This is a genomic window from Phreatobacter cathodiphilus (genome assembly GCF_003008515.1).
GTDB classification, from domain to species: domain Bacteria; phylum Pseudomonadota; class Alphaproteobacteria; order Rhizobiales; family Phreatobacteraceae; genus Phreatobacter; species Phreatobacter cathodiphilus.
Genome location: NZ_CP027668.1, coordinates 663,488 through 687,764 on the forward strand (window position 1 = coordinate 663,488; position 24,277 = coordinate 687,764).

At 69.5% G+C, this 24,277-nt stretch carries 20 protein-coding genes; 9 read left to right on the plus strand and 11 right to left on the minus strand.

Going from position 1 to position 24,277, the window contains the following annotated elements; all coding sequences use genetic code 11:
• The first annotated feature begins 185 nt into the window (after positions 1-185).
• On the plus strand, positions 186-1,064 hold the full coding sequence (locus C6569_RS03300; protein ID WP_106747497.1) for an AraC family transcriptional regulator: 879 nt from the start codon (positions 186-188) through the stop codon (positions 1,062-1,064).
• A 137-nt stretch (positions 1,065-1,201) separates the two neighbouring features.
• On the opposite strand, the gene C6569_RS03305 is transcribed toward C6569_RS03300, so the two are convergent.
• Positions 1,202-1,984: an SDR family oxidoreductase gene (locus C6569_RS03305; protein ID WP_106747498.1), complete on the minus strand. Its 783-nt coding sequence runs from the start codon at positions 1,982-1,984 to the stop codon at positions 1,202-1,204.
• Positions 1,981-2,310, minus strand: a complete 330-nt coding sequence (locus C6569_RS03310) for a nuclear transport factor 2 family protein (RefSeq protein WP_106747499.1) — start codon at positions 2,308-2,310, stop codon at positions 1,981-1,983. Before C6569_RS03310 ends, C6569_RS03305 begins: the two co-directional genes overlap by 4 nt.
• A 147-nt stretch (positions 2,311-2,457) precedes the next feature.
• Here C6569_RS03310 and C6569_RS03315 point away from each other — a divergent pair, with 147 nt between their 5' ends.
• The gene (locus tag C6569_RS03315; protein WP_106747500.1) at positions 2,458-3,387 is read left to right on the plus strand and encodes a LysR family transcriptional regulator; all 930 of its coding nucleotides are present in this window, start codon (positions 2,458-2,460) and stop codon (positions 3,385-3,387) included.
• A 33-nt stretch (positions 3,388-3,420) separates the two neighbouring features.
• Here C6569_RS03315 and C6569_RS03320 read toward each other — a convergent pair whose 3' ends face one another.
• Positions 3,421-4,233 carry an oxepin-CoA hydrolase, alternative type gene (locus C6569_RS03320; protein WP_106747501.1) on the minus strand — a complete coding sequence of 271 codons (813 nt, stop codon included), beginning with the start codon at positions 4,231-4,233 and terminating at the stop codon, positions 3,421-3,423.
• A 92-nt stretch (positions 4,234-4,325) separates the two neighbouring features.
• Here C6569_RS03320 and C6569_RS03325 point away from each other — a divergent pair, with 92 nt between their 5' ends.
• Entirely contained in the window at positions 4,326-5,537 is a 1,212-nt protein-coding gene (locus C6569_RS03325) for a CaiB/BaiF CoA transferase family protein (RefSeq protein ID WP_106747502.1), read from the plus strand.
• The gene (locus C6569_RS03330) at positions 5,534-6,346 is read left to right on the plus strand and encodes an IclR family transcriptional regulator (protein WP_106747503.1); all 813 of its coding nucleotides are present in this window, start codon (positions 5,534-5,536) and stop codon (positions 6,344-6,346) included. Before C6569_RS03325 ends, C6569_RS03330 begins: the two co-directional genes overlap by 4 nt.
• 14 nt (positions 6,347-6,360) lie before the next feature.
• Here C6569_RS03330 and C6569_RS03335 read toward each other — a convergent pair whose 3' ends face one another.
• A complete protein-coding gene (locus C6569_RS03335; RefSeq protein WP_106747504.1) occupies positions 6,361-7,335 on the minus strand; it encodes a Bug family tripartite tricarboxylate transporter substrate binding protein in 975 nt (324 codons plus the stop codon).
• Between the two features lie 215 nt (positions 7,336-7,550).
• Here C6569_RS03335 and C6569_RS03340 point away from each other — a divergent pair, with 215 nt between their 5' ends.
• The gene (locus C6569_RS03340; protein ID WP_106747505.1) at positions 7,551-8,465 is read left to right on the plus strand and encodes a LysR family transcriptional regulator; all 915 of its coding nucleotides are present in this window, start codon (positions 7,551-7,553) and stop codon (positions 8,463-8,465) included.
• Here the strand turns inward: C6569_RS03340 and C6569_RS03345 are convergent.
• Positions 8,444-9,406: a LysR family transcriptional regulator gene (locus C6569_RS03345; RefSeq protein WP_106747506.1), complete on the minus strand. Its 963-nt coding sequence runs from the start codon at positions 9,404-9,406 to the stop codon at positions 8,444-8,446. The two genes, C6569_RS03340 and C6569_RS03345, sit on opposite strands and share 22 nt — an antisense overlap.
• Positions 9,407-9,519: 113 nt before the next feature.
• On the opposite strand from C6569_RS03345, the gene C6569_RS03350 reads away from it, so the two are divergent.
• The 4 genes from C6569_RS03350 (at position 9,520) to C6569_RS03370 (ending at position 16,195) form a co-directional block, all read left to right on the plus strand.
• Positions 9,520-10,317 carry an alpha/beta hydrolase fold domain-containing protein gene (locus tag C6569_RS03350; protein ID WP_106747507.1) on the plus strand — a complete coding sequence of 266 codons (798 nt, stop codon included), beginning with the start codon at positions 9,520-9,522 and terminating at the stop codon, positions 10,315-10,317.
• Positions 10,318-10,361: 44 nt separating this feature from the next.
• A complete protein-coding gene (locus tag C6569_RS03355; protein ID WP_106747508.1) occupies positions 10,362-11,594 on the plus strand; it encodes an efflux RND transporter periplasmic adaptor subunit in 1,233 nt (410 codons plus the stop codon).
• Between the two features lie 38 nt (positions 11,595-11,632).
• Positions 11,633-14,812: an efflux RND transporter permease subunit gene (locus C6569_RS03360; RefSeq protein WP_106747509.1), complete on the plus strand. Its 3,180-nt coding sequence runs from the start codon at positions 11,633-11,635 to the stop codon at positions 14,810-14,812.
• Between the two features lie 375 nt (positions 14,813-15,187).
• The gene (locus tag C6569_RS03370; protein WP_106747511.1) at positions 15,188-16,195 is read left to right on the plus strand and encodes an NADP-dependent oxidoreductase; all 1,008 of its coding nucleotides are present in this window, start codon (positions 15,188-15,190) and stop codon (positions 16,193-16,195) included.
• A 15-nt stretch (positions 16,196-16,210) separates the two neighbouring features.
• Here C6569_RS03370 and C6569_RS03375 read toward each other — a convergent pair whose 3' ends face one another.
• Genes C6569_RS03375 through kdpF form a run of 6 tightly spaced genes read right to left on the minus strand, consistent with a single transcriptional unit; the run spans position 16,211 to position 24,071 of the window.
• Positions 16,211-16,903: a response regulator gene (locus tag C6569_RS03375; protein WP_106747512.1), complete on the minus strand. Its 693-nt coding sequence runs from the start codon at positions 16,901-16,903 to the stop codon at positions 16,211-16,213.
• A complete protein-coding gene (locus C6569_RS03380) occupies positions 16,900-19,602 on the minus strand; it encodes a sensor histidine kinase (RefSeq protein WP_106747513.1) in 2,703 nt (900 codons plus the stop codon). The genes C6569_RS03375 and C6569_RS03380 overlap by 4 nt, the downstream gene beginning before the upstream one ends.
• 5 nt (positions 19,603-19,607) lie before the next feature.
• Positions 19,608-20,198: a potassium-transporting ATPase subunit KdpC gene (gene kdpC / locus C6569_RS03385; protein WP_106747514.1), complete on the minus strand. Its 591-nt coding sequence runs from the start codon at positions 20,196-20,198 to the stop codon at positions 19,608-19,610.
• A gap of 13 nt (positions 20,199-20,211) precedes the next feature.
• Positions 20,212-22,266 (minus strand): potassium-transporting ATPase subunit KdpB, encoded by a 2,055-nt coding sequence (kdpB, locus tag C6569_RS03390; RefSeq protein WP_106747515.1) that lies wholly within the window; start codon positions 22,264-22,266, stop codon positions 20,212-20,214.
• Between the two features lie 12 nt (positions 22,267-22,278).
• Positions 22,279-23,970, minus strand: coding sequence for a potassium-transporting ATPase subunit KdpA (kdpA, locus tag C6569_RS03395; RefSeq protein WP_106747516.1), 1,692 nt, complete (start codon positions 23,968-23,970; stop codon positions 22,279-22,281).
• Positions 23,971-23,981: 11 nt separating this feature from the next.
• Positions 23,982-24,071 carry a K(+)-transporting ATPase subunit F gene (gene kdpF / locus C6569_RS03400; protein WP_106747517.1) on the minus strand — a complete coding sequence of 30 codons (90 nt, stop codon included), beginning with the start codon at positions 24,069-24,071 and terminating at the stop codon, positions 23,982-23,984.
• Positions 24,072-24,277: the final 206 nt, after the last annotated feature.

A 24,277-nucleotide genomic window follows, 5' to 3' on the forward strand; every position in this document is an offset into this window, starting at 1 on the left:
TGCCTCCAAACTACAATTCGAACCTACATAAGAAGGGTTCTAATCTTGCCGACAATGGCCATTAGGGTGCATAGGCGCTTGCACGACCCGCGTATTGCATGATCATGTCCGGGGTTGAATGTTTTTGTTTCCCTCTGCCGCCCCTGCAGCCGCACGCATGAGGTCCTGGTCCCGACGGAGCCGTCATGGTCTTCAAACCCGATATGAAAGCCGACATCCGCGGCATTTCCGCCATCGGCGACCTGAAATGGCGGTCCTGGGACGGCGTGGTGGCCGATCTCTGGCATGCACGGGCCGAGACCGGGGCCGAGGGCGTCTATCTCTCGCGCCACCACCGTCTGTTCGTCGTGCTCGACAAGACCAGCCGCGAGATCAACGCACGGCTGCGGCCGGAGGGGCCGGACGTCGCCCTCCGGGCGGCTCAGCACGCCAGCTTCATCCCCGCCGGTGTGCCGTTGTGGCTGCAGGTGCCGGCCGCGACCCAGCTCCGCCACCTCGACGTCCATTTCGATCTCGCGGCCCTGGAATCCCGCTTCGAGCGACCCCTGCCGCCGTCGCGCCTCGCGGGGGCCCGGCTGGTCTTCGACGACCGCCGCATGTTGGCCCTCGCCCGGCTCCTCGCCGAGGAATGCGCGGGCCAGGGCGGCCACGGCCTGTTCGGCGACGGCGTGGCGCTCGCCATGCTGGGCGAACTCCTGCGTGAGGACGAGGAGGCGGTGGCGTCGCGCCGCCCCTCGCTGCCCGCCTGGCAGTTGCACAAGGTCACCGCCTTCATCGAGGACCATTGCGTCGAACCCATCCGGCTGCAGCAGCTCGCCGGCATCACCGGCCTGTCGCAGTCCTATTTCAGCCGGGCCTTCAAGGAGGCGACCGGCGTGCCGCCCCATCGCTGGCACATGCAGGCCCGCGTCCGCCGTGCCCAGAAGCTCCTCTGCGACGCCCGCATCCCGCTCAACGAGATCGCCGTGACCACCGGCTTCGCCGACCAGGCCCACTTCACCCGCGTGTTCCGCGACGTGGTCGGCCTGCCGCCGGCGGCCTGGCGCCGCAGCATGGTCCTCTAGGGCCGGACAGGAACATCCCGCGCGAGAGGGGCTGCCGGCCGCTCGCCCGCGCCGGTGAGTCACGCATGGCGGCCGACGCTCCCCCCGCTGGTGCTCGACGTCCCCCGGCGCGATCCTTGCGGACCCCTGCACGGCCCTCAGACCGTGGGCACGGTCCCGCCATCGATGACGAATTCCGAGCCGGTGATGCTGCCGGCCCTGTCGGAGGCGAGGAAGGCGATCAGGCTCGCCACCTCCAGGGGTGTCGATGGTCGGCCGATCGGAATGCCGCCGAGCGAGGCCATGATGCGTCTCCTGCCCTCCTCGATGCCGCCGCCGCTTTCCGCGCCCAGGCGCTCGGCCAATTGCACGGCGGCCTCAGTCTCGATCCAGCCCGGTGAGACCCGCACGACCCGGATGCCGTGGGGTGAGACCTCCTTGGACAGGCTCTTGCTGTAGGTGGACAGAGCCGCCTTCGCCGCGGCATAGGCGGTCGTCGCCTCCGGCAGCGGCAGATCCCTCTGGATGGACGTGACGTGGATGACGGTTCCGCTGCCGCGGGCGACCATGTTCGGCACCAGCGCCCGGTCGAGGCGCACTGCCGGAAAGAGGTTCAGGTCCAGCTCCCGGTGCCATGTCGCGTCGGAGAGGGCGCCGAAGCCGCCGGCGGGCGCCGACGATCCGCCCAGCATGTGGACGATGACGTCGACGCCTCCCAGGCGCTGTCGCACCGCGGCCGCAAGCGCGTCACAGCCCTCCGCCGTCGTGAGGTCGGCGGCGACGAAGAGCGGGCCCGCCTCATGACCGGGAGGAGAGGTGCGGGCGCTCGTCAGGACCTCGGCACCGAGTTCGCGGAACAGGGCGACCGTTGCGGCGCCGGCGCCGCGGGTGCCGGACGTGATCAGCGCCCGCTTGCCCGTCAGGGTGAGGAACGGCGTCATGGCTTGATCTCCAGCGCGGCGATGGCGTCGCCCTCGAGGCGGAAGACATAGTTCAGGTCGACGGGGCTGCCGGGAAAGTCGCCGGCAACGTGGCTCGTCACCACCACCAGGTCGCCGGCGCTCGCGATGGAACGCGGACTGGCGGTGTAGGTGTAGGCCCGCGAAGCCTCGTCCTTCCACTGCCGGATGGCGTCGCGGCCGGCATGGGTCCGACCCTCGTCCGTGACGACGGCCGTTGCCGTGAAGCAATGGGCGACCCGCTCGGCACTGCCGCTCCTGTCGGCGTCGAAATAGGTGGCGATGATCGGTGGAAGTTGGATGGTCATGGGTCTCTTCCCTGTCGAAGGAGGGCCGTGCATCCGGAACGGATCATCCGGCCGGAGCAGCGACCGCTGCGCCTTCACAAGCTAGGGCTGGACCTCTGTTGTGATAACAGGGATAAAGAGGGACGTGTTGATGCGGGAAACGGGACAATGTCGCGCCTCGGCCTGACACAACTGGACGCGGTGCTGGCCATCGCGCGCCGGGGATCGTTTCGCGCCGCTGCGCTCGACCTCGGCCTTTCCACCACGGCTCTCAGCAACCTCATCGCCAGGCTCGAGGCGGAGGTGGGCGTGCGCCTGTTCAACCGGACGACCCGCAGCGTGTCGCTCACCGATGCCGGTCGAACCTTCGTCGAGAAGGTTGGCCCGGCGCTCGACGACATCCACGCCGCGATGGACACGGTCCGCTCGCAGCAGGACGTTCCCTCCGGAACGCTCCGGATCAACGCCTTCGCGACGGCAGCCCGGCAGATCATGGCTCCGCTCATCCTGGAATTCCTGCGTCGCCATCCGCAGGTGCACGTGGACCTGGTCACCGAAGGTCGCATCGTCGACATCGTCGCCGAGGGTTTCGATCTCGGCCTGCGGAGAGCCGATCTCGTGCCGAGCGACATGATCGCGGTTCCGGTCGGGCCGCCGGAGAGACACGCCGTCGTTGCCGCCCCCTCCTACTTCCGGACGAGGGAGCGCCCCAGGGTTCCGCCCGACCTGCTCGCCCACGACTGCATTCGCGTCCGGTTGCCGAACGGCGCCCTCTATCGCTGGCCCTTCGAGAAGGACGGCCAGGCGGTCCACATCGATGCGGAAGGGCCCATCACGCTGGACGAAGCGAGCCTGGCGCGTCTGGCTGTCCTGGAAGGGGTCGGCATCGGCTTCTTCATGGAGGCCGACATCCGGGAGGACCTCGCCGCCGGCCGGCTCGAGCGGGTCCTGGACGACTGGACGCCGCCGACGGCGCCCATCAGCCTCTATTATCCCGGCCGGCGCAACCCGTCGGCCGCTCTCAGGACCTTCCTCGACCTCGCCCGGACCCTCGGCCGCACCGGCGCCCCTTTGCGGCGGCGCGGCGAGGCCGGATAAGAGTGTCCGCGGTCGGACGACCCTTCGTGAGCCTCAGGCTTTGCCCGGCGGGTTGAAGTCGGGAGCCCGCCGCGCGAGGAAGGCCTGCAGTCCCTCCGCCGCCTCGGCGCCGAAGCGCGCGAGGTTGATGGCGCGGGCCTCCTCATCCATCTGCCCGGCGAGGTCCGTCCGCCCGGCCATGTTCACCAGGCGCTTGATGGTCGCGATGGCCCGGGGTGGACCCGCGGCGAGACGCGTCGCCAGATCCATGGCACGCGCGAGCGCCTCGCCGTCGGGAACGCAGGCATTGACGATCCCGGCGGCCGCCAGCCGTGGGGCGGCGACGGGCTGGCCGGTCAGACACATGTCCATGACGAGCTGGCGGGGCAGGGCGGTGCCGAGGAAATGGGTGATGCCGCCGTCGGGGCTCAGCCCCACCCGCACATAGGCGGCCGCGAAGCTCGCTCCCTCTCCGGCGACGATCAGATCGCAGGCCAGCACCAGCGAAAACCCCGCCCCGGCCGCCCCGCCCTCCACCGCGGCGATGACGGGCTTGGGACATTCCACGATGGTGCGGATCATCGCGTTCAGCCGGTCCGTCTTGACCGTCGCCTCTGCGAGCGTCCCGCGGGCGCTCGCCTCGAGCGCGCGGACATTGCCGCCCGAGGTGAAGAACCCGCCTGCCCCGGTGACGACGATCGCGCCGATACTGGTGTCGGTGCCCGCCGTGACGACGGCGGCCTGCACGGCCTCGTAGACTTCCGGGCCGATGGCGTTGCGCGTCTTCGGACCGTCCAGCACCAGCCTCAGCACGCGCCCGTCCTGCTCGCGGCGGACCTCCGTCCGCCCGACGTCCTGTTCGACCATCACCGTCTCCCTCTGTGGCTTACAAATATGTGTAACATTCAGAAGAATCGTTTCATATAATAAAACAAACGAGATCGCACAGGAGGCTTGCCATGACAGCGGAGACGGCGCAGGGGCCATTGAAGGGCCTGCGCGTCCTCGACATCGCGACCATCATCGCGGGGCCGATGGCAGGGACTCTGATGGCGGATTTCGGCGCCGAGGTCGTGAAGCTGGAACTGCCGGGGCTCGGCGACGGCCTGCGCGGCTTTCCCCCCTTCAAGGAGGGCAAGTCGCTGTGGTGGAAAGTCACCAACCGCGGCAAGCTCTTCGGCACGCTCGATCTGCGCCTGCCGGCGGGCAAGGCCCTGTTCCTGCGGATGGTGAGCCAGAGCGACGTCGTCATCGAGAACTTCCGGCCCGGCACGCTGGAGCGTTGGGGCCTCGACGTCGAGACGCTGTGGAAGGCCAATCCGCGGCTGGTCGTGCTGCGGCTGAGCGGCTTCGGCCAGGACGGGCCGAACGCCCGGTTGCCGGGCTTTGCCCGCATCTTCGAGGCGGTCGGTGGCCTCACGGGCATTTCCGGCAGCGAGGACCTGCCGCCCATGCACACCGGCTATCCGATTGGCGACCCGATCGGCGGGCTCTTCGGCGCCTTCGCCATCATGGCCGCGCTCTGGCGGGTCGCGCAGGGCGAGCGCGAGAAGGGCGAGGAGATCGACCTGTCGCTGACGGAGGCGATCCTGCGCATCATCGAGGTGCTGGCGATCGAATATGACCAGCTCGGCGAGGTGCGCGAGCGCAGCGGCAACCGCAACCAGTATTCCGCCCCGTCCGACGTCTACCTCACCGCCGACAAGCGCTATGTGTCGCTGGCGGGCAGCACCAACCGCACCTTCGCCAACAATTGCCGCGCCATCGGCCGGCCGGAGCTGCCGGACGACCCGCGCTTCGCCACCAATGCGGGCCGCGTCGCCCATGCGGGCGAACTCGACCGCATCTTCGGCGGCTGGATCGGCGCCCGCACGCAGGAGGAGGTGGTGGGCGCCTTCCGCGACGCCAGCGGCACGCTGGCGCCGATCTATTCCATCGACCAGATCTTCCAGGACCCGCAGTTCCGGGCGCGCGAGGCGATCGTGCCCGTGGCGGATGAGGATTTCGGCGCGGTCCGCATGCCGGGGCTCGTGCCGCGCTTCAAGCGCAATCCCGGCCGGATCCGCTGGGCCGCCAAGGGCGTGGCTGCCGACAACGACTACATCTATAAGACCATCGTCGGCCTGACCGACGACGAGATTGCGACCTATCGGGCGGACAAGGTCATATGACGAAGCCAAGGGAGGGCGACGGGGAGGGCGCGGCCCGCCTTCAACCGGACGCCTCGCTGTCCTCCACCCTGATCCGCGGGCTCGAGGTTCTCCAGTGCTTCTCCACCGAGGACCGCTCGCTGTCCAATGCCGAGATCGCGCGGCGCGTCGGGCTGAACCGGCCGACGGTGTCGCGGCTGTGCAAGACCCTTGTGCATGTCGGCTATCTGCGCCGCGATGCGCGCGGCGGCTTCCGCCTGGCGCCCCGGCTCGTCGCCCTGAGCTATCCGGTGCTCTCGGCCATGCCCTGGCGGCACGAGGTGTTGATCCCGATGCGGGATCTCGCCGCGATGTTCTCCGGCAACAGCTCGCTGGGGGTGATGTCCGGTGACTGCTTCGTCCATATCCAGACGGCGGGCAATCCGCCGGGCTGGCCGCACGTTCCCGACATCGGCCAGACCGGGCCGCTGCACCGCTCGGCGCTAGGCTGGGCGCTGCTCTCCATCCTTCAGGGGCGCGAGTACGAGGACAAGCTCGTCGAGCTGCGCGACCTCCATCCCGAGGAGTTCGCCGGCTCGGCGGAGAAGACCACCGCCGCCGTGGCGCGCTGCCGCACGGAGGGTTTCTGCGTTTCATACGGCGACTGGCGGCCGAATCTCACCGCCGCCGCGGCGCCCCTCGGCCGCACCGAGGACGGGCTCTGCGTCGCCATCGCCTGCGCCGTGCCGAGCTACCGGGCGGTGGCGGAGGCCTTCGAGACCGAACTCGGGCCGCGGCTCGCCAGCGCGGCGCAGGCGATCCGTCAGGACGGCGTCTTCGTCCTGCGCTGAGGAGGCCGGGCTCATTAGGTGACGGTGATGCCGGTATCCTTGATGATGCCGCTCCACCGCGTGGTCTCCTCCTCGATGAACCGGCCGAAGGCGGCGGCGGAGGCGCTCCGCGCCTCCAGGCCGAGGGCGGCGAAGCGCTGCTTGACGTCGCCCTCGCCCACGGCGCGCATGGTCTCGGCCTCCAGTCGCGCGCGGATCGGTTCGGGCGTGCCCGCCGGCGCCATGAAGCCGTACCAGCCGGCGGCGACGACGCGCGACAGGCCCTGTTCGCGCAGGGTGGGGGCGGCCGGGAACAGCGGACTGCGCTCGGCCGAGGCGACGCCGAGGACGCGCAGCTTGCCGGCCTCGATGAGCTGGAGGGCGGAGGTGATGGCGGTGATGGTGGCGTCGATGCGGCCGGCGAGCAGTTCGGAATAGGCCGGCGCATCGCCGCGGAACTGCACGGCGAGGCCCTTGATGCCGGCATCCTTGAACAGCAGTTCGCCCGCGAGGTGCGGCTGCGATCCGGGACCCGGCGAGCCGAAGGTGACGCCTTCCGGTTTGGATTTGGCCAGGGCGACGAAATCGGCGACGGTCTTGGCGGGGCTGTCGGCGTTGACGATCAGGAAAAGCGGAGCCAGCACCGTCATGGCGATGGGCAGAAGATCCTTGCGCGGATCGTAGCGCAGCGGGCTGTAGAGCGCCTCGGCCAGCGCATAGGGCGCCGCCGCATAGAGGAAGGTGTGGCCGTCGGGCTCGGCGCGGGCCACCATCTCGTTGGCGAGGCGGGTGCCGGCGCCGGGCTTGTTCTCGACGATGCACTGCTGGCCGAGCACCCCTGACAGGCGCTCGGCGAGGACGCGCAGCGAGATGTCGCTGGCGCCGCCGGCGGCGTAGGGCGAGACGAGGCGGATGGGCCGCGAGGGCCAAGAGCCCTGGGCGCGGGCGGTGCCGAGGGCTGGCGCCGACAGGGCGGCCGCCGCGAGCAGGGTCCGGCGTGAAACCGACATGGGCAGCACTCCTCATAGAGAATGGCGTTTCCTGATGCGGAGCGTTCGGATCGGCGGCGCCGCGCATCACGCGGCCCTTCCGGCTCCGGCGCGGCCCCGCGCCGACGGGGTTCGGTCCCCGTTCATGTCGTGACGATAGGAGTGGCGGCATTATCGTACAAAATGTATTTTCCGACAGATTGATCGGATTTTCCGAAGCCTGTCGGAGGTCGCCCATGACGAGCAACGTCACGCTCCGCCAGTTGCGTGCCTTCATCGCCGTGCTGGAGACCGGCTCCTTCTCGGAGGCGGCGCAGGCCATGCACCTCTCCCAGGCGGCGCTCAGCGGCCTGATCCGCGAGCTGGAGACGCGGCTGGGGCTGCGGCTCCTCGACCGCACGACCCGCAGTGTCAGCCCCACCGCCGTCGGCGCCCAGTTCGAGCCGATGGCGCGCCGTGTCCTCGCGAGCCTCGAGGAGGCGTTGGACAGCCTCGCGCAGCTCAAGGAGCTCCGCCGCGGCGTCGTGCGCATCGCTGCCCCCGAGCCGCTCTCCTGCACGCTGCTGCCCGAACTGATCGCTGCCTATGGCGCGGCCCATCCCGGCGTGGAGGTGCGCTTCAGCGACGTGCCCATCGCGCAGGTTCAGGACGGCCTGCAGAACGGCAGCGTCGACATCGGCTTCGGCCCGGCCGGCGTGCTGGTGGACGAGCGGATCGCCGAGACGGAACTGACGGCGGATCCCGTCTGGGTCGCCCTGCGCGACGACGATCCGCTGGCCCGCCGGACCACCGTCGCCTGGAAGGATCTCACCGAGCGGCCGCTCATCAATTTCATGCCGAACCTCGCGGTCAGCGTGCTCGCCAAGGTGACGGCGCGCCACCAGCCGCGGAACATCCTGGCGGTCAACCGCGTCAACACGGCCCTGTCCATGCTGCGGGTCCGCGGCGGCGCGGTGGTCTGCCCGTCCATGACGGCGCCGCTGGTCCGCGGCTTCGGTCTCGCCTTTCGCCCCCTGACGGGGCCGCAGGTGCATTGGCAGACGGCCGTCTATTTCCCCCGCTCCGTGTCGTTGTCGCCGGCGGCGGAGAGCTTCTTCCGCTTCATCACCGGCACGGCGGCAACCTCGGGTCAGTCCTGTCCGGGCGCCTGAGGCGGCGATCGGAAGTCCGAAACGGTCGTGCGGCGCTGCATGAGAGTGCAGCGCGCGAACAGATCGGCGAGCCAGTCGACGAAGACACGCACCTTGTTGCTGAGATGGCGATTGGGCGGATAGACGATATGCAGCGGCACCGCCTCGGACGACAGGTGGGTGAGGATCGGCACGAGCCGACCGCTCGCGACGTCGTCCTGGACCGCAAAGGTCGGGACCTGCCCGATCCCGAGCCCGGCGCGCACGGCGGCGACGTAGCCGGTGCCGTCGTTCAGCGTGATGACGGACGGCGCGCGGATCTCCAGGGTTTCCCGGCCGTCGTCGAATTCCATCGGCCATGCGCGCCCCGAGGCGTTCATCCGATAGCCGACCACGACATGATCGCGCTCGAGGTCCGTCGGATGCTGCGGCACGCCATATCGTGCGAGATAGGACGGGGCGGCACATGTGATCACGTGGAGCTCGCCGATACGCCGGGCGACCAGGCTCTGGTCGGCGATGGTGCCCGCGCGCACCACGCAGTCGACGTTCTCGGCCAGGAGGTCGACCGGCCGGTCGCCGAGGCCGAGGTCGATCTGGATGTCCGGGTAGCGCTCGCAGAAGCCGGGCAGTTCCGGGATGATCACCAGATTGGCCAGCAGGGCGCTGACGTCCACGCGCAGGCGGCCACGCGGGCTGCCCTGCGACACCGCTACGCTGCCGTCGAGTTCGTCGATGTCTCCGAGAATGCGCAGTGCCCGCTCGTAGTATGCGGCGCCGTCCGTGGTCACCGTCACGCGGCGGGTCGTCCGGTTCAGGAGCCTGACGCGCAGATGCGCCTCCAACTGCTGCACAAGCTTGGTGACCGTGGGCTTGGGCATATCGAGCATGTCCGCGGCGCGGGTGAAGCTGCCGCATTCCACCACCCGGGCGAAGGCGCGCATGGCGCTGAGCTGGTCCATCAGCCGGATACCTCGATATTGTTTCTATATGTGAATAATGTAGGAGCAATATGCATCTTTATTCAATGTGGGACGGATACTAGTTTTCCGCATCATCCCCTGATGGCTGAGCCATGTCCGCCCCCCTCGTTCCCGCCGTACAAGAGGTCCAGTTCGGCCCGCTCGCCGCGCGCATCTACGGCTGCGGAGGCGCCGCGCCGGCCGCGCTCGTCCTGCATCTCCATGGCGGAACGTTCAACACGGGTTCGGTCGAGAACGGCCGCTGCGTCGCCGAGGCCCTTCGGGACGCGGGCGCGGCGGTGGCCTCGGTCGCCTACCCCCTGGCGCCCGGTCATCGCTTTCCCGAAACGCTGGAAGACATCTACGGCGCCCTCCAGGCCCTTCATGCCAAGCGGCGGGCCTGGAGCGGACGCACGACGCCCCTTCATGTGGCGGGCGAAGAGGCTGGCGGCAATCTGGCCGCGGCTCTCGCCATGATGGCCCGCGACCGCGGCGGGCCCCGGCTCGCCGGCCAGATCCTGTTCTCGCCGATGCTCGATGCCTGCCTCGCCACCCATTCGCTGCGCATCGCCGACGCCGGTCCGGTCGGTTGCCGCTGGGCCGACGGCTGGCACGACTATCTCGGCTCGCCCGACAGGGCCGCCCATCCCTACGCCGCGCCGCTCGGCGCCGTTCGCCTATCCGGCCTTCCGCCGGCGCTGATCGTCACCGCCGAGGACGACCCGTTGCGCGACGAATGCGCCTCCTATGCCGACAAGCTCCGCAAGGCGGGGGTCCGGGCGGAGCTGCATGTCGAACCCGGCCCGACCGACTGGCCGGGCGCCTATTCCGCCGCCGAGAGAGAGCCTTGCTGCCTTGAATCGGTTCACGACCCGCTAGTGACCTTCTTCAGATCGACTGCGCCGCCCTAACGGCGGCGCGACCCCGATTTTCTTTTGCAAACAGGAATGAACCCATGTCTCAGGGAACGATTCGTCGTGCCTTGTTCGGTGGCGGCTTTGCCGCGACCCTCGCCATCGCGGGGGGCACCGTCTTCTGGCCCGGTCTCGGCGACAAGGCACAGAGCACCACCGGCCCCGCCGCCATGCCGCCGCCCGCGGTTTCGGTCGCGACCGTCGAGCAGCATCAGATCATCAACTGGGCGGAGTTCTCCGGCCGGCTGGAGGCTGTGGAGCGGGTCGAGGTGCGCGCCCGCGTCGCCGGCGTGATCGAGGCCATCCACTTCCGGGAAGGCAACGTGGTGGCGCAGGGCGACCTTCTCGTCAGCCTCGACGCCGAGCCCTACAAGGCCGAGTTCGAGCGCGCCTACGCACAGGTGCAGGCAGCCGAGGCGCGCCTTGCCCTCGCCACCACCGAGCACGAGCGTGGCCAGCGGCTCATCGCCACCCAGTCGATGTCGCAGCGCGACCTCGACACCCGGCTGAACGGCATGAAGGAGGCGCAGGCCAACCTGCGTGCGGCGCAGGCCGCCCTCCAGACCGCCAGGCTCAACCTCGACTACACGCAGATCCGCGCCCCGATCGGCGGCCGCATCGGCCGCATGGAGGTCACCCCCGGCAACCTCGTCGGCCAGGGTGCGGGAGCGGCGCTGCTCACGACGATCGTCTCGGTGAGCCCGATCTATGCCGGCTTCGACGCCGACGAAGGCTCGATGTTGCGCGCTCTCGCAACGCTTCCGGAAGCCAATGCCGACGACCGCGCGCTCGACCGGATTCCCGTCCTCATGGCCACGGCCAGCGGAGGCGACTACGGCCGGCAGGGCCGCCTGCGCTTCGTCGACAACCGCATCGACGGGGCGAGCGGAACGGTGCGCGTGCGCGCCATCTTCGAGAACGCCGACGGCGCGCTGATGCCGGGCCAGTTCGTGCGCCTGCGCATGGGCCAGGCGCGCGCCGCCCCGGCGCTGGCGATCTCCGAACGGGCGGTCGGCACGGACCAGAACAAGAAGTTCGTTCTGGTCGTCGACGCCGAGAACAAGGCCGTCTATCGCGAGGTCACGCTCGGCGCCGTCCATGAGGGCTTGCGCATCGTCACCGGCGGCCTCGCTCCCGGCGAGCGCATCATCGTCAACGGTCTGCAGCGCGTCCGGCCCGGCGGGACGGTCGCGCCGGAACAGGTGCCGATGGCCGGGCATCTCACCCCCCGTCCCGTTGCCGCCAACACCTCCGCCGGCAGCGCCCAGCGCTGATCGGCAACCCTCGAAATCACGCCCGGAAGGGGCGAGCCATGAACCTCTCGAAGTTCTTCATCGACCGCCCGATCTTCGCGGCGGTGCTCTCCGTCCTCATCTTCGTCGCGGGCCTCCTGTCGCTGCGCTCGTTGCCGATCTCGGAATATCCCGACGTCGTGCCGCCGACCATCGTCGTGCGGGCCCAGTATCCGGGCGCCAATCCGCGCGTCATCGCCGAGACCGTCGCAACGCCGATCGAGGAGGCGGTCAACGGCGTCGAGGGCATGCTCTACATGTCCAGCCAGGCGACGACCGACGGCGTCATGACCCTGAACGTGACGTTCAAGCTCGGCACCGATCCCGACAAGGCCCAGCAGCTCGTCCAGAACCGCGTCAGCCAAGCCGAGCCGCGCCTGCCGGAGGAAGTCCGCCGCCTCGGCGTGACCACGGTGAAGAGTTCGCCGGACCTGACCATCGTGGTCCACCTGCTGTCGCCCAACAGCCGCTACGATCTGACCTACCTGCGCAACTACGCCCTGCTCAACGTCCGCGACCGCTTGGCCCGCGTGCAGGGCGTCGGGCAGGTCCAGATTTTCGGCGGAGGAGACTATTCTCTGCGCGTCTGGCTCGACCCGCAGAAGGTCGCAGAGCATGGCCTCTCCCCGAGCGACGTGGTGCGCGAAATCCGCGGCCAGAACGTGCAGGCCGCAGCCGGCGTCATCGGCGCCTCGCCGAGCCCGGCCGGCCTCGACCTCCAGCTTTCGGTCAATGCACAGGGCCGCCTCCAGACAGAGGAGGAGTTCGGCGACATCATCGTGCGCACCGGCCCGAACGGCGCGGTGGTGCGGCTCCGCGACATCGCCCGGATCGAACTCGGCTCGGCCGAATATTCGCTGCGCTCGCTGCTCGACAACAAGCCGGCGGTCGGCATGGGCGTGTTCCAGGCCCCCGGCTCCAACGCCATCGCCGTCTCGGACAGCGTGCGCGCGGTGATGGAGGACATCCGTCAGATCATGCCGGAGGGGGTGGAGTACAGGATCGCCTACGACACCACGCAGTTCGTGCGTGCCTCCATCCGCTCCGTCGTCGAGACGCTTTTGGAAGCCGTGCTGCTGGTCGTGCTGGTGGTGATCGTGTTCCTGCAGACGTGGCGGGCCTCGATCATCCCGCTGGTCGCCGTGCCGGTCTCGATCATCGGCACCTTCGCGGTGATGTATGTCTTCGGCTTCTCGATCAATGCGTTGAGCCTGTTCGGTCTCGTGCTCGCCATCGGCATCGTCGTCGACGACGCGATCGTCGTGGTCGAGAACGTCGAGCGCAACATCGAGGAGGGCCTTTCCCCCCGCGAGGCCACCTACAAGGCCATGCGCGAGGTGTCCGGCCCCATCATCGCCATCGCCCTCGTGCTGGTGGCGGTGTTCGTGCCGCTCGCCTTCATCTCCGGCCTGACCGGCCAGTTCTACCGGCAGTTCGCGCTCACCATCGCGATCTCGACCGTGATCTCGGCGATCAACTCGCTGACCCTGTCGCCGGCGCTCGCCGCCCTGCTCCTGCGGGGCCACGACGCGCCGAAGGACCGGCTGACGCGGATCATGGACACGCTGTTCGGCCGGTTCTTCCGCGGCTTCAACCGCCTGTTTCGCGCCGGCTCGAACGCCTATGGCGGCGGGGTGACGCGCATCCTGTCGCGCAAGGCCGTCATGATGGCGGTCTATCTGGTGCTGGTCGGTCTCACCGTCGTCCTGTTCCGCACCGTGCCCGGCGGTTTCGTGCCGAGCCAGGACAAGCAGTACCTCGTCGGCTTCGCCCAGCTCCCCGATGCGGCGACCCTCGACCGCACGGAAGAGGTCATGCGCCGGATGAGCGAGATCGCCATGAAGCAGCCCGGCGTCGAGGCGGCGCTGGCGTTTCCCGGCCTGTCGATCAACGGCTTCACCAACTCGTCCAATGCCGGCATCGTCTTCGTGACGCTGAAGCCCTTTGCGGAGCGGCGCGCGCCGAACCTCTCGGGCTTCGCCATCGCCGGCCAGCTCAACCAGCACTATGCCGGCATCAAGGAGGCCTTCATCGCCATGTTCCCGCCGCCGCCCGTGCAGGGCATCGGCCAGGTCGGCGGCTTCAAGCTGCAGATCGAGGACCGCGCCGGCCTCGGCTACGCGGCGCTGGACCAGGCGACGAAGGCCTTTCTCGGCCGGGCCATGCAGGCCCCGGAGCTCGCCGGCATCTTCTCCTCCTTCCAGGTCAACGTGCCGCAGCTTCAGGCCGACATCGACCGCACCAAGGCGCGCCAGCTCGGCGTCGCGGTCACCGACGTGTTCGAGACGCTGCAGACCTATCTCGGCTCGACCTATGTCAACGACTTCAACCGCTTCGGCCGCACCTACACCGTGCGGGTGCAGGCCGACGCCCAGTATCGCGCCTACCCCGAGCACATCGGCCGGCTGCGGGTGCGCTCCTCCTCCGGCGAGATGGTGCCGCTCGGCGCGCTGATGACGGTGAAGGCCGAGGCGGGTGCCGAACGCGCCATGCGCTACAACGGCTTCCTCACCGCCGACATCAACGCCGGGCCGGCGCCGGGCTTCTCCTCGGGGCAGGCACAGGCCGTGGCCGAGCGCATCGCCAACGAGACGCTGCCGCGCGGCTTCGCCTTCGAGTGGACGGACCTAGCCTATCAGGAGATCCTCGCGGGCAACTCCTCGCTCCTCGTCTTCCCTCTCGCCATCCTGCTCGTCTTCCTCGTGCTGGCTGCGACCTACGAGAGCCTGACCCTGCCCATCGCCATCCTGCTCATCATCCCGATGGGTCTCCTGGCGGCGCTGACGGGCGTCTGGCTGACAGCCGGCGACAACAACGTGTTCACGCAGATCGGCCTCGTCGTCCTGGTGGGATTGTCCGCCAAGAATGCGATCCTGATCGTCGAGTTTGCACGCGAGCTGGAGCTGGACGGCCGGACCCCGGTTCAGGCCGCGATCGAGGCCAGCCGCCTGCGCCTGCGCCCGATCCTGATGACCTCGCTCGCCTTCATCATGGGCGTGGTGCCGCTGGTCCTTTCGGTCGGCGCCGGCGCCGAGATGCGGCAGGCCATGGGCATCGCCGTCTTCGCGGGGATGATCGGCGTCACCGCCTTCGGCATCTTCCTGACGCCGGTCTTCTACGTTCTGATGCGGGCGCTCGCGGGCAATCGCCCGCTCGCCCAGCACGAAGGGGCCGGTCCGCTGGCACAGCCCGCCGAATGACCGGCATCGTCGACGACCGACGACGGGCGCGTGTCCGGACCATGCGAAGCGCGAGGAGCAGACGTTTGCTTCCCGCGTCCTTTGCAGACATGGGCCGCTGTGGCGTCCGGAACGGACGGTGGCGCCGCGCCCGTCGCCGGGGCCTCGGCCAGCGCGATGCGACGCGCCTCGATCGTGCGGCCGCGCAGACGGCCTTCCGCCTCCACACCGCGCCCTCGCTCCAAAGCGGGTTCTTCCTGGGCGACTACACGGCACTTTCGCAGAGGATGTTGCAGTCGGTCTTCCATGCGGAGCCGGCGAGCCGCTACCGGCTTCGCCTGTAGCGTGGATCGAACCTGCTGGCTCATCACCGCCCTTCGACCGGAGTCGCCCCCAATGGCATGGAAAACCCGAGCCTGGACGCTCATCGATCGCCCCGACGGCTTGCCGAAGCGAGAGCATTTCGCGCTGCACGACTTCGACGATCCCCCTCTCTGCGAGGCGGAGGTTCGGGTGCGCAACCTCTGGCTCACCGTCGGACCCGCCATGCGGGTGCGGATGTCCGCGCAGACACGCGGCTATCTGCCGCCGTTTGCTCTGGGAAGGCCGATGGAGGGATGGGCCATCGGGGAGGTCGTCGCCTCGAAGACGCAAGCCTTGGCCGAAGGTGATCTGGTCATGCATCAGCACGGCCTGCGGGACTACAGCCAAGGCCCCGCGGCTGGTTTCGAGAAGCTGCCGAAGCCGGGGCCGCCCCCGCACCACTATCTGAACGCACTGGGGTCGACGGGCTACACCGCTTATGTCGGGCTTCTGCACATCGGCGAGCCGCGGCCGGGCGAAACCATGTTCGTGTCGGGCGCCGCCGGCGCCGTCGGCAGCACGGCGGTCCAGATCGGCAAAGCGCTCGGCCTCACGGTCGTCGGGTCGGCCGGAGGAGAGACCAAGAGGCGTCTGCTTCTCGATCTCGGGGCGGATGCGGCGATCGATTACAGGTCACCGGGGCCGCTCACCGAGAAGCTTGCGGCTGCTGCACCGCAGGGGATCGACATCTACATCGACAATGTCGGCGGTGAGCATCTCGACGCGGCGCTGGCTGCGGCAAGGCCCCATGCGCGCTTCGCGATGAGCGGCATGATCAGCAGCTACAATCGCGACCAGGCGCGCGACGTGATGCATCATCTCAACCGCATCGTCACCCAGCGCATTCGCCTCCAGGGCTACCTGCCGTTCGCCGATCATGTCGAGGGCCTGGGTCCGTTTCGAGAGCAGATGTGGTCGTGGATCGAAGCAGGCCGGGTCCGGCCGCTCCAGACGATATGGGATGGCCTGGAACACGTGCCGACCGTCATTGAAGAGCTCTTCGCCGGGGGCTTCACCGGCAAGCCACTGATCCGCATCTGATGTCCCGCGCGGGCATCACTTCAGCCGGTAGCCGACCCCCGGTTCCGTCAGGATGAAGCGCGGGTCGGCGGCGTCGTCCCCGAGCTTGTCCCGGATATGGCCGACGGCGATGCGCAGATAGTGCGTGTCCTCCACATGCGCCGGCCCCCAGACGGTAGTGAGCAGCTGTCGGTGCGTGACGAGCCTGCCGCGGTGGCGGGCCAGCAGCGCCAGGACGTCGTATTCCTTGCGCGTCAGCTTGACGTCGATGCCGTCGAGCGTGACCACACGGCGTGCGAGGTCCACCACCAGCGGGCCGATCTGCACGGCGGGCTTGTCGGCCTCCGCGGGCCGTCGGCTGCGGATCAGCGCCCTGAGGCGGGCCATCAGCTCGCCGGTGGCGAAGGGCTTCGTCACGTAGTCGTCGGCACCGGCATCGAGGGCGGCGATCTTCTCCTCCTCGGCATCGCGGACCGACAAGACGAGGATCGGCACCTGTGACCATTCGCGGATGGCGGCGACGACGGTCTTGCCGTCGAGATCGGGAAGGCCGAGGTCGAGGACGACGACGTCGGGCGCCGAGGTCGCCGCCCGCTCGATGCCCTCGCGGCCCCGGGACGCCTCCTCCACGCTGAAACCGGCACTGGCGAGGCCGATGGCGAGGAAGCGGCGGATGGGCGCCTCGTCCTCGATCACCAGCACGCGCGCGGGGGAAGGGGTGTCGGTCATCGGTCGTCGTCCCGCATCTCGGGGTCGGGGGCTGCCGGCAGGGTCATGGTGACGGTCGCCCCGCGGCCCAAGGGGCCGCCTTCGATGCCGACGGCTCCACCATGGGCTTCGACGAACCCGCGGACGATCGCAAGCCCCAGTCCGGTTCCGGCGGGCGCGCCGTCGCCCTGCGCCGCCCGGTAGAAGAGATCGAAGACCTTCTCGCGCTCGGCAGGAGGGATACCGGGCCCCTCGTCGGTGACGGTCAGGCGCACCATGCCGCCGTCCGCCCTGGCGGCGATGGTGATCGGACTGCCGGGCGGGGCATATTTCGACGCATTCTCCACCACGTTGGCGAGGGCCTGGCCGACGAGGACCGGATCGACGAGGACCCTCGGCAGGTCCTTCGGCATGTCGATCACGACTGGGTTCGCCTCGATCACCCGGGCGAGGTCGGCCCTGACGCGGCCGACGATCTCACGGAGGTCGAGGCTCGCCCGCTTCGGCTCCAGCACGCCATGGCCGAGGCGCGTCATGTCGAGGAGGTTCTGCACGTAGCGGTCGAGCCGCCGGGCCTCGGCGAGCGCCGTCGCGGTCAGCTCGGTCCGGTCGTCCGGGCTGAGCCCCGGCGCGCCGTCGGCCAGCGTCGTGATGGCGCCGATGACGGTGACGAGGGGCGTCCGGAGGTCGTGGCTGACCGAGTTCAGGAGGGCGGAGCGCAGCTTCTCCCCTTCCGCGCGCACCCGCGCGTCCTCGAGATCGGCGCTCAGCGTGAACCGTTCGAGGGCGACGGCCACCTGATCCTCGACCGCGAGGAGCAGCCGCTTGGTCTCAGGGTCCAGACCGCCGGCGGCGTCGCGGAACTGGACGCCGATGACGCCGAGAATGCTCCTTGCGGTGGCCATCGGCACGAAGAGCCAGTCCGCGGTGGGCAGGGTGGTGGTGCCGGCCCCGGCCGGCTCGTTCTTCTCGAAGGCCCAGCGCGCTGCACCCTCGGCCTTGGCGTCCAGTTCGTCGATGGAGGGATGTCCCTGCACCTGTTCGAGAACCCCGGACCTGTCGGGCATCAGGATCAGGGACCGGCAGTTGAGGCTCGCGGCGATGTGGGCCGCGGCCGCCCAGAGGACGTCGTCGGACTTCGTGGCGGAAGCGATCCGGCGCGCGAAGTCGTAAAGCGTCTCGGTCCGCCGCTGCGCTGCCCGCATCGAATCCACCTGCGCCTTCAGTCGGCTCGCCAGCGTGCCGGTGAAGACCGCGCTGATCAGGAAGACGAGCAGCGCAATGACGGATTCCGACTGCTCGACCGCCAGCGAATAGTAGGGCGTCGTGAAGAAGAAATTGTAGGTGAGGAAGCCGAGGCCGCTGGCGAGCAGGGCGGCCGCGAGGCCGCGGCGGAACGCCACCAGCGACACGGCGAGAAGGTAGACCACCGCGAGGGACGCCACGGGCAGATGCGGCGAGAACGGCCAGGCGAAGAGCGTCGCCGCCGCCATGGCTCCCATCGTTTCGACGAGGATCGGGCCCCACTGGCGCCATTGCGGCAGGCGCGCCGTCTCCAGCATGCGGCGGCGCGCGGCGCGCGCGCCGTGCGCCACCACCGTGACCTCGAAATCGGTCGCCCGGTCGAGGATGCGCTCGGCCACCGCTTCGCGCAGCAGGCCGAGCGGCCAGCGGCTGCGGGGGCGGCCGATGAGCACGCGCGTGACGTTGCGGCTCCGCGCAAACCCCAGGATCTCCGAGGCGACGTCCGACTCGGTCTGCAGGGTCACGACCTCTGCGCCGAGCGTCTCCGCCAGGCGCAGCGCGTCCGCCGTCGCGCCGCGCGCCTCCTCGCCGAGCGCCTCGTGCCGCGGCGTGACGACGGTGGCGACGATCCAGGCGATGCGGGCCCGGTCGGCCATGCGCTTGCCGGCGCGCACCAGCGCCTTCGCCACCGGCGCTTCGTTGATGCAGACCAGCAGGCGTTCCTGCGTCGGCCAGGGGCCCTTGACCGCATTGGCCTGCATGTAGCTGAGCATGTCGGCGTCGACGCGGCTCGCCGCCGTCCTGAGCGCCAGCTCCCGCAGGGCCGTGAGATTGCCGCGGCTGAAGAAGTTCTCCAGCGCGCGGCCGACCTGCTGGGGAACATAGACCTTGCCCTCGCGCAGCCGGTGGATCAGCTCCTCCGGCGGCAGATCGATCAGCTCGATCTCGTCCGCCTGCTGGAGGACCTCGTCCGGCACGGTCTCCTGCACCCGTACGCCGGTGATGCTGGCGACGACGTCGTTGAGGCTCTCGATGTGCTGGATGTTGAGCGTGGTGGTGACGTCGATGCCGGCGTCCAGCACCTCCACCACGTCCTGCCAGCGCTTCGGGTGGCGGGCGCCGGGTGCGTTGGTGTGGGCGAACTCGTCGATCAGCGCGAGTTGCGGCCGGCGGGCGAGCAGGCCGTCGAGATCGAGCTCTTCCAGCGCCTGCCCGCGGTAGGAGACGCTCTTGCGCGGCAGCACCTCGAGGCTGGCGAGGAGGCCCGCCGTCTCGGCCCGGCCATGGGTCTCGACCAGCGCCACCACCACGTCGCGCCCGGCACGCTGGCGCTGGCGGGCCTCCTCCAGCATGGCGAAGGTCTTCCCCACGCCCGGTGAGGCGCCGAGGAAGACCTTGAGGCGGCCCCGCCCGTCGCGCCGGTGCGCGTCGAGCAGGGCCTGCGGGTCGGGACGGTCGGGTTCGGTCGTCGGCATGCGCTTCAGGGCAGTTCCGCGTCGAGGGCGAGATTGAGCGCGAGAACGTTGACCCGCGGTTCGCCGATGATGCCGAAACTACGCCCTTCCGTGTGGCGTTGCACCAGGGCCTCGACCCGTGCCGGTGCGACGCCGCGCGCGGCGGCGATGCGGGCCGCCTGCGCCATCGCCGCGGTCGGCGAGACGTGCGGGTCGAGACCCGAGGCCGAGGCGGTGACGAGATCGGCCGGCGCCTGCGTCACGCCCAGCGCCGTCACGCGCGCCTGCACCGCCTCCAGGAGGGCCTTGGACGAGGGCCCGAGGTTGGAGCCGCCGGAGGCGGCGGCATTGTAGGGCGCGTCGACGGTCTTGGTGGCGTCGGCCGGGTCGACGGCCGTCGTGGCGGAGGGGCGGCCGTGGACGTAGCGCGGACCTGCGAAGGCCTGGCCGATCAACTCGGAACCGACGACGCGGTCGCCGCGCGTGATCAGGGAACCGTTGGCCTCTCGGGGCAGGAGCCCCTGGGCGAGACCGGTGATCGCCAGCGGATAGGCGAGGCCGGTCAGGAGGGTGAAGAGCGCCATCAGAACGAGGGCGGGGCGCAGAAGGGCGAGCATGGAAGCCTCCTTTTCAGGCGAGGCGCAGCAGATCGACGACGATGTCGATCAGCTTGATGCCGATGAAGGGCACGATCAGGCCGCCGAGGCCGTAGATCGTGAGGTTGCGGGCGAGCAGTGCGGAGGCGGACGCCGGCACGTAGGAGACGCCCTTCAGTGCGATGGGGATCAGCGCGACGATGACCAGCGCATTGAAGATGATCGCCGAGAGGATCGCCGACTGCGGCGTGCCGAGGCCCATTACGTCGAGAACGCCGAGGCCGGGATAGGCGGTGACGAACAGAGCCGGCAGGATGGCGAAATACTTCGCCACATCGTTGGCGATGGAGAAGGTCGTCAGCGCGCCGCGCGAGATGAGCAACTGCTTGCCGACCAGAACGATCTCGATGAGCTTCGTCGGGTCGCTGTCGAGGTCGGTGAGATTGCCGGCCTCCTTGGCGGCGGGCGTGCCGGAGTTCATGGCGACGCCGACATCGGCCTGGGCGAGGGCCGGCGCGTCGTTCGAGCCGTCGCCGCACATGGCGACGAGGCGGCCGGCGGCCTGCTCCTTGCGGATGAGCTCCAGCTTCTTCTCCGGCGTCGCCTCGGCGAGGAAGTCGTCGACGCCGGCTTCCGCCGCGATGGCGGCGGCGGTCAGCGGGTTGTCGCCGGTGATCATCACCGTGCGGATGCCCATGCGCCGCAGTTCGGCGAAGCGCTCGCGGATGCCGGGTTTCACGATGTCCTTGAGGTGCACGACGCCGAGGATGCGGCGGTCGCGGGCGACCACCAGCGGCGTGCCGCCGCTCATGGCGATGCGCCGTACGATGGCGTCGAGCGCCGGCTCCGCAGGCCGGCCCACCAGCCGCAGCATGGCGTCGGAGGCGCCCTTGCGGATGGCGGTGCCGTCCGGCAGGTCGACGCCGGACATGCGGGTCTGCGCGGTGAAGGGCATGAAGGTCATGCCGGCACGGTCCGCCGGCGCGAGGCCGAACTTGCGGGTAGCGAGATCGACGATGGATTTGCCCTCCGGCGTCTCGTCGGCGAGCGAGGCGAGGCAGGCGGCTTCCGCCAGGTCGCGCTCGGTGACGCCCGGCAGCGCGTCGAAGGCGTCCGCCATGCGGTTGCCGAAGGTGATCGTGCCGGTCTTGTCGAGCAGCAGCACGTCGATGTCGCCGGCAGCCTCCACCGCGCGGCCGGATTTGGCCACCACATTGGCCTTCACGAGGCGATCCATGCCGGCGATGCCGATGGCCGAGAGCAGGCCGCCGATGGTCGTCGGGATCAGCGTGATGAAGAGGGCGGCCAGATAGATCACCGGAATCTCGGTGTTCGACCAGGAGGCGAAGACCGGCAGCGTCACCACGACGAAGAGGAAGACCAGCGTCAGGCCGGCGAGCAGGATGTCGAGGGCGATCTCGTTCGGCGTCTTCTGACGCTTGGCGCCTTCCACGAGCGCGATCATCCGGTCGAGGAAGGTCTCGCCCTGGCGGGCGGTGACGCGCACCACCAGCCAGTCCGAGACGAGGCGGGTGCCGCCGGTGACGGAGGAGCGATCGCCGCCGGATTCACGGATCACCGGCGCGCTCTCGCCGGTGATGGCGCTCTCGTCCACCGAGGCGACGCCCTCGATCACCTCGCCGTCGGTCGGGATCGTGTCGCCGGCCTCGACGAGGATGAGGTCGTCGATGGTGACGTCGTCGACGTCCTTGGATTGCCAGACGTCGCGGCGCGCGGCCTCGACCAGAACCTTGGCGCGGGCATTGGAGCGCGTCGCCCGGAAGGCGTCGGCGCGGGCCTTGCCGCGGCCCTCCGCAACCGCTTCGGCGAAGTTGGCGAAGAGCACGGTGAACCACAGCCAGACGGCGATCTGCACGCCGATGAAGGCGTTGACGCCGCCGGAAGCGACCTCGCGGGCGGCGAGGACGGTGGCGAGCACCGCCACCAGCGCGGTGACGAAGATGACGGGATTGCGCACCAGGCCGCGCGGATCGAGCTTGGCGAAGGCCTGCAGGCTCGCCGCCTTCAGGATGCGGCCGTCGAACAGGCCGATCTCGGCCGCGGGCGCCGGAGTGGGGACGTGGGTCATGTCTGTGAGCTTTCAGAAGGTCTTGCCGGCGAGGATCGACACCTGTTCGGCGACGGGGCCGAGGGCGAGGACCGGCAGGAAGGTGAGGGCGCCGACGATCAGGATGGTGACCACCAGCAGCACGACGAAGACGGGGCCGTGGGTCGGGAAGGTGCCGGCCGACGCGGGGGCGGTCTTCTTCGCCGCCAGCGAGCCGGCGATGGCGAGGATCGGCACGATGTAGCCGAAGCGCCCGAGGAGCATGGCGAGGCCGAGCAGCGTGTTGTGGAACGGCACGTTGGCGTTGAAGCCGGCGAAGGCCGAGCCATTGTTCCCCGTGGCCGAGGAATAGGCGTAGAGCAGCTCGGACAGGCCGTGGGGGCCGGCGTCCTGGATCGATCCCTGCGCCGCGCCGGTGACGATGGCGAGGGCCGCCAGCGCCAGCGCGCCGACGGGCATGACCAGCAGCGTCAGGGCGGCGAGCTTCACCTCCCGCGCCTCGATCTTCTTGCCGAGATATTCCGGCGTGCGGCCGACCATCAGCCCGGCGAGGAAGACGGTGAGGATGACGAAGAGCAGCATGCCGGTGAGGCCGACGCCGACACCGCCGAATACGATCTCGCCGAGCTGCATCTGCAGCATGGCGACGAGCCCGCCCAGCGGCGTCAGGCTGTCGTGCATGGCGTTGACCGAGCCGTTGGACGCCGCCGTCGTGGCGACTGCCCAGAGGGCCGAGCCGATGACGCCGAAGCGCACCTCCTTGCCTTCCATGTTGCCGGCGCCCGGCGCGATGAGGCCCGCCTGCAGCGGATTGCCGGTCTTCTCGGCCGCGTAGAGCGCCGCGAAGGCGAGGACGAGCATCACCCCCATGGCGGCGAAGAGCGCCAGGCCCTGGCGATGGTCGCCGACCATGCGGCCATAGGCGAAGCAGAAGGCGACCGGCAGGGCGAGGATGGCGAGAAGCGACAGCAGGTTGGAGATGGCCGTCGGGTTCTCGAAGGGATGCGAGGAGTTGACGTTGAAGAAGCCGCCGCCGTTGGTGCCGAGCTGTTTGATCGCGACCTGGCTGGCGACGGGCCCGAGCGCGAGCGTCTGCTGGCCGCCCTCCAGCGTCGTCGCCTGCACCGAGGCGGCGAGAGTCTGCGGCATGCCGGTGGCGACGAAGGCGAGGGCGAGCAGGACGGCAAGCGGCAGCAGCACGTAGAGCACCGCCCGGACCAAATCGCTCCAGAAATTGCCGATGGTGCGCACCTGACGTCCGGCGAAGCCGCGCGCCACGGCAGCAGCCACCGCCATGCCCGAGGCGGCGGAGACGAAGTTCTGCGTCGTCAGGCCGGCCATCTGGCTGAGGTGGGAGAGCGTCGTCTCGCCGCCGTAGGACTGCCAGTTGGTGTTGGTGACGAATGAGATCGCCGTGTTGAAGGCGAGATGCGCCGGCACGCCGTCGAAGCCCTGCGGGTTCAGCGGCAGAAGGTGCTGGAAGCGCAGCACCAGGAACAGGACGAGGAAGCCGCACGCGTTGAAGGCGATGAGGGAGAGGGCGTAGCGGGTCCAGTGCTGGCCGTCTCCAGGGCGCACGCCGGCGGGGGCGAGGAGCGCCCGCTCCAGCGGGGCGAGGAAGGTGGCATCGCCCGCGAAGACGCGGGCCACATAGAGGCCGAGAGGGACGGCGACGGCGACGAGGATAGCCGCATAGAGCGCGGCCTGGAGGAGGTCCGGTGTCATGGGATGGGCTTTCAGAAGCGCTCGGGGCGCAGCAGGGCGACCAGGAGGTAGCCGAAGGCGAAGAGCGCGAAGGCGAGGCCGAGGCCGATGTCGAAGGTCATCGCCGCCTCACACGCGCTCGGCGCCGGTGACCGCGGCGGCGATCAGGGCGAAGCCGGCGAGGCCGCCGGCAAGGAAGAGGAAGTCGACCCACATGGAAGAGCTCCGGTTGATGTGATCCGGAGGCTAGGATCGCCGGGCGTAAAGGGACGAGGCGGAAGCGGCCTTCCGGCCGTAACGGCAGCGTAAAACCGGCGAATCCGAAGGC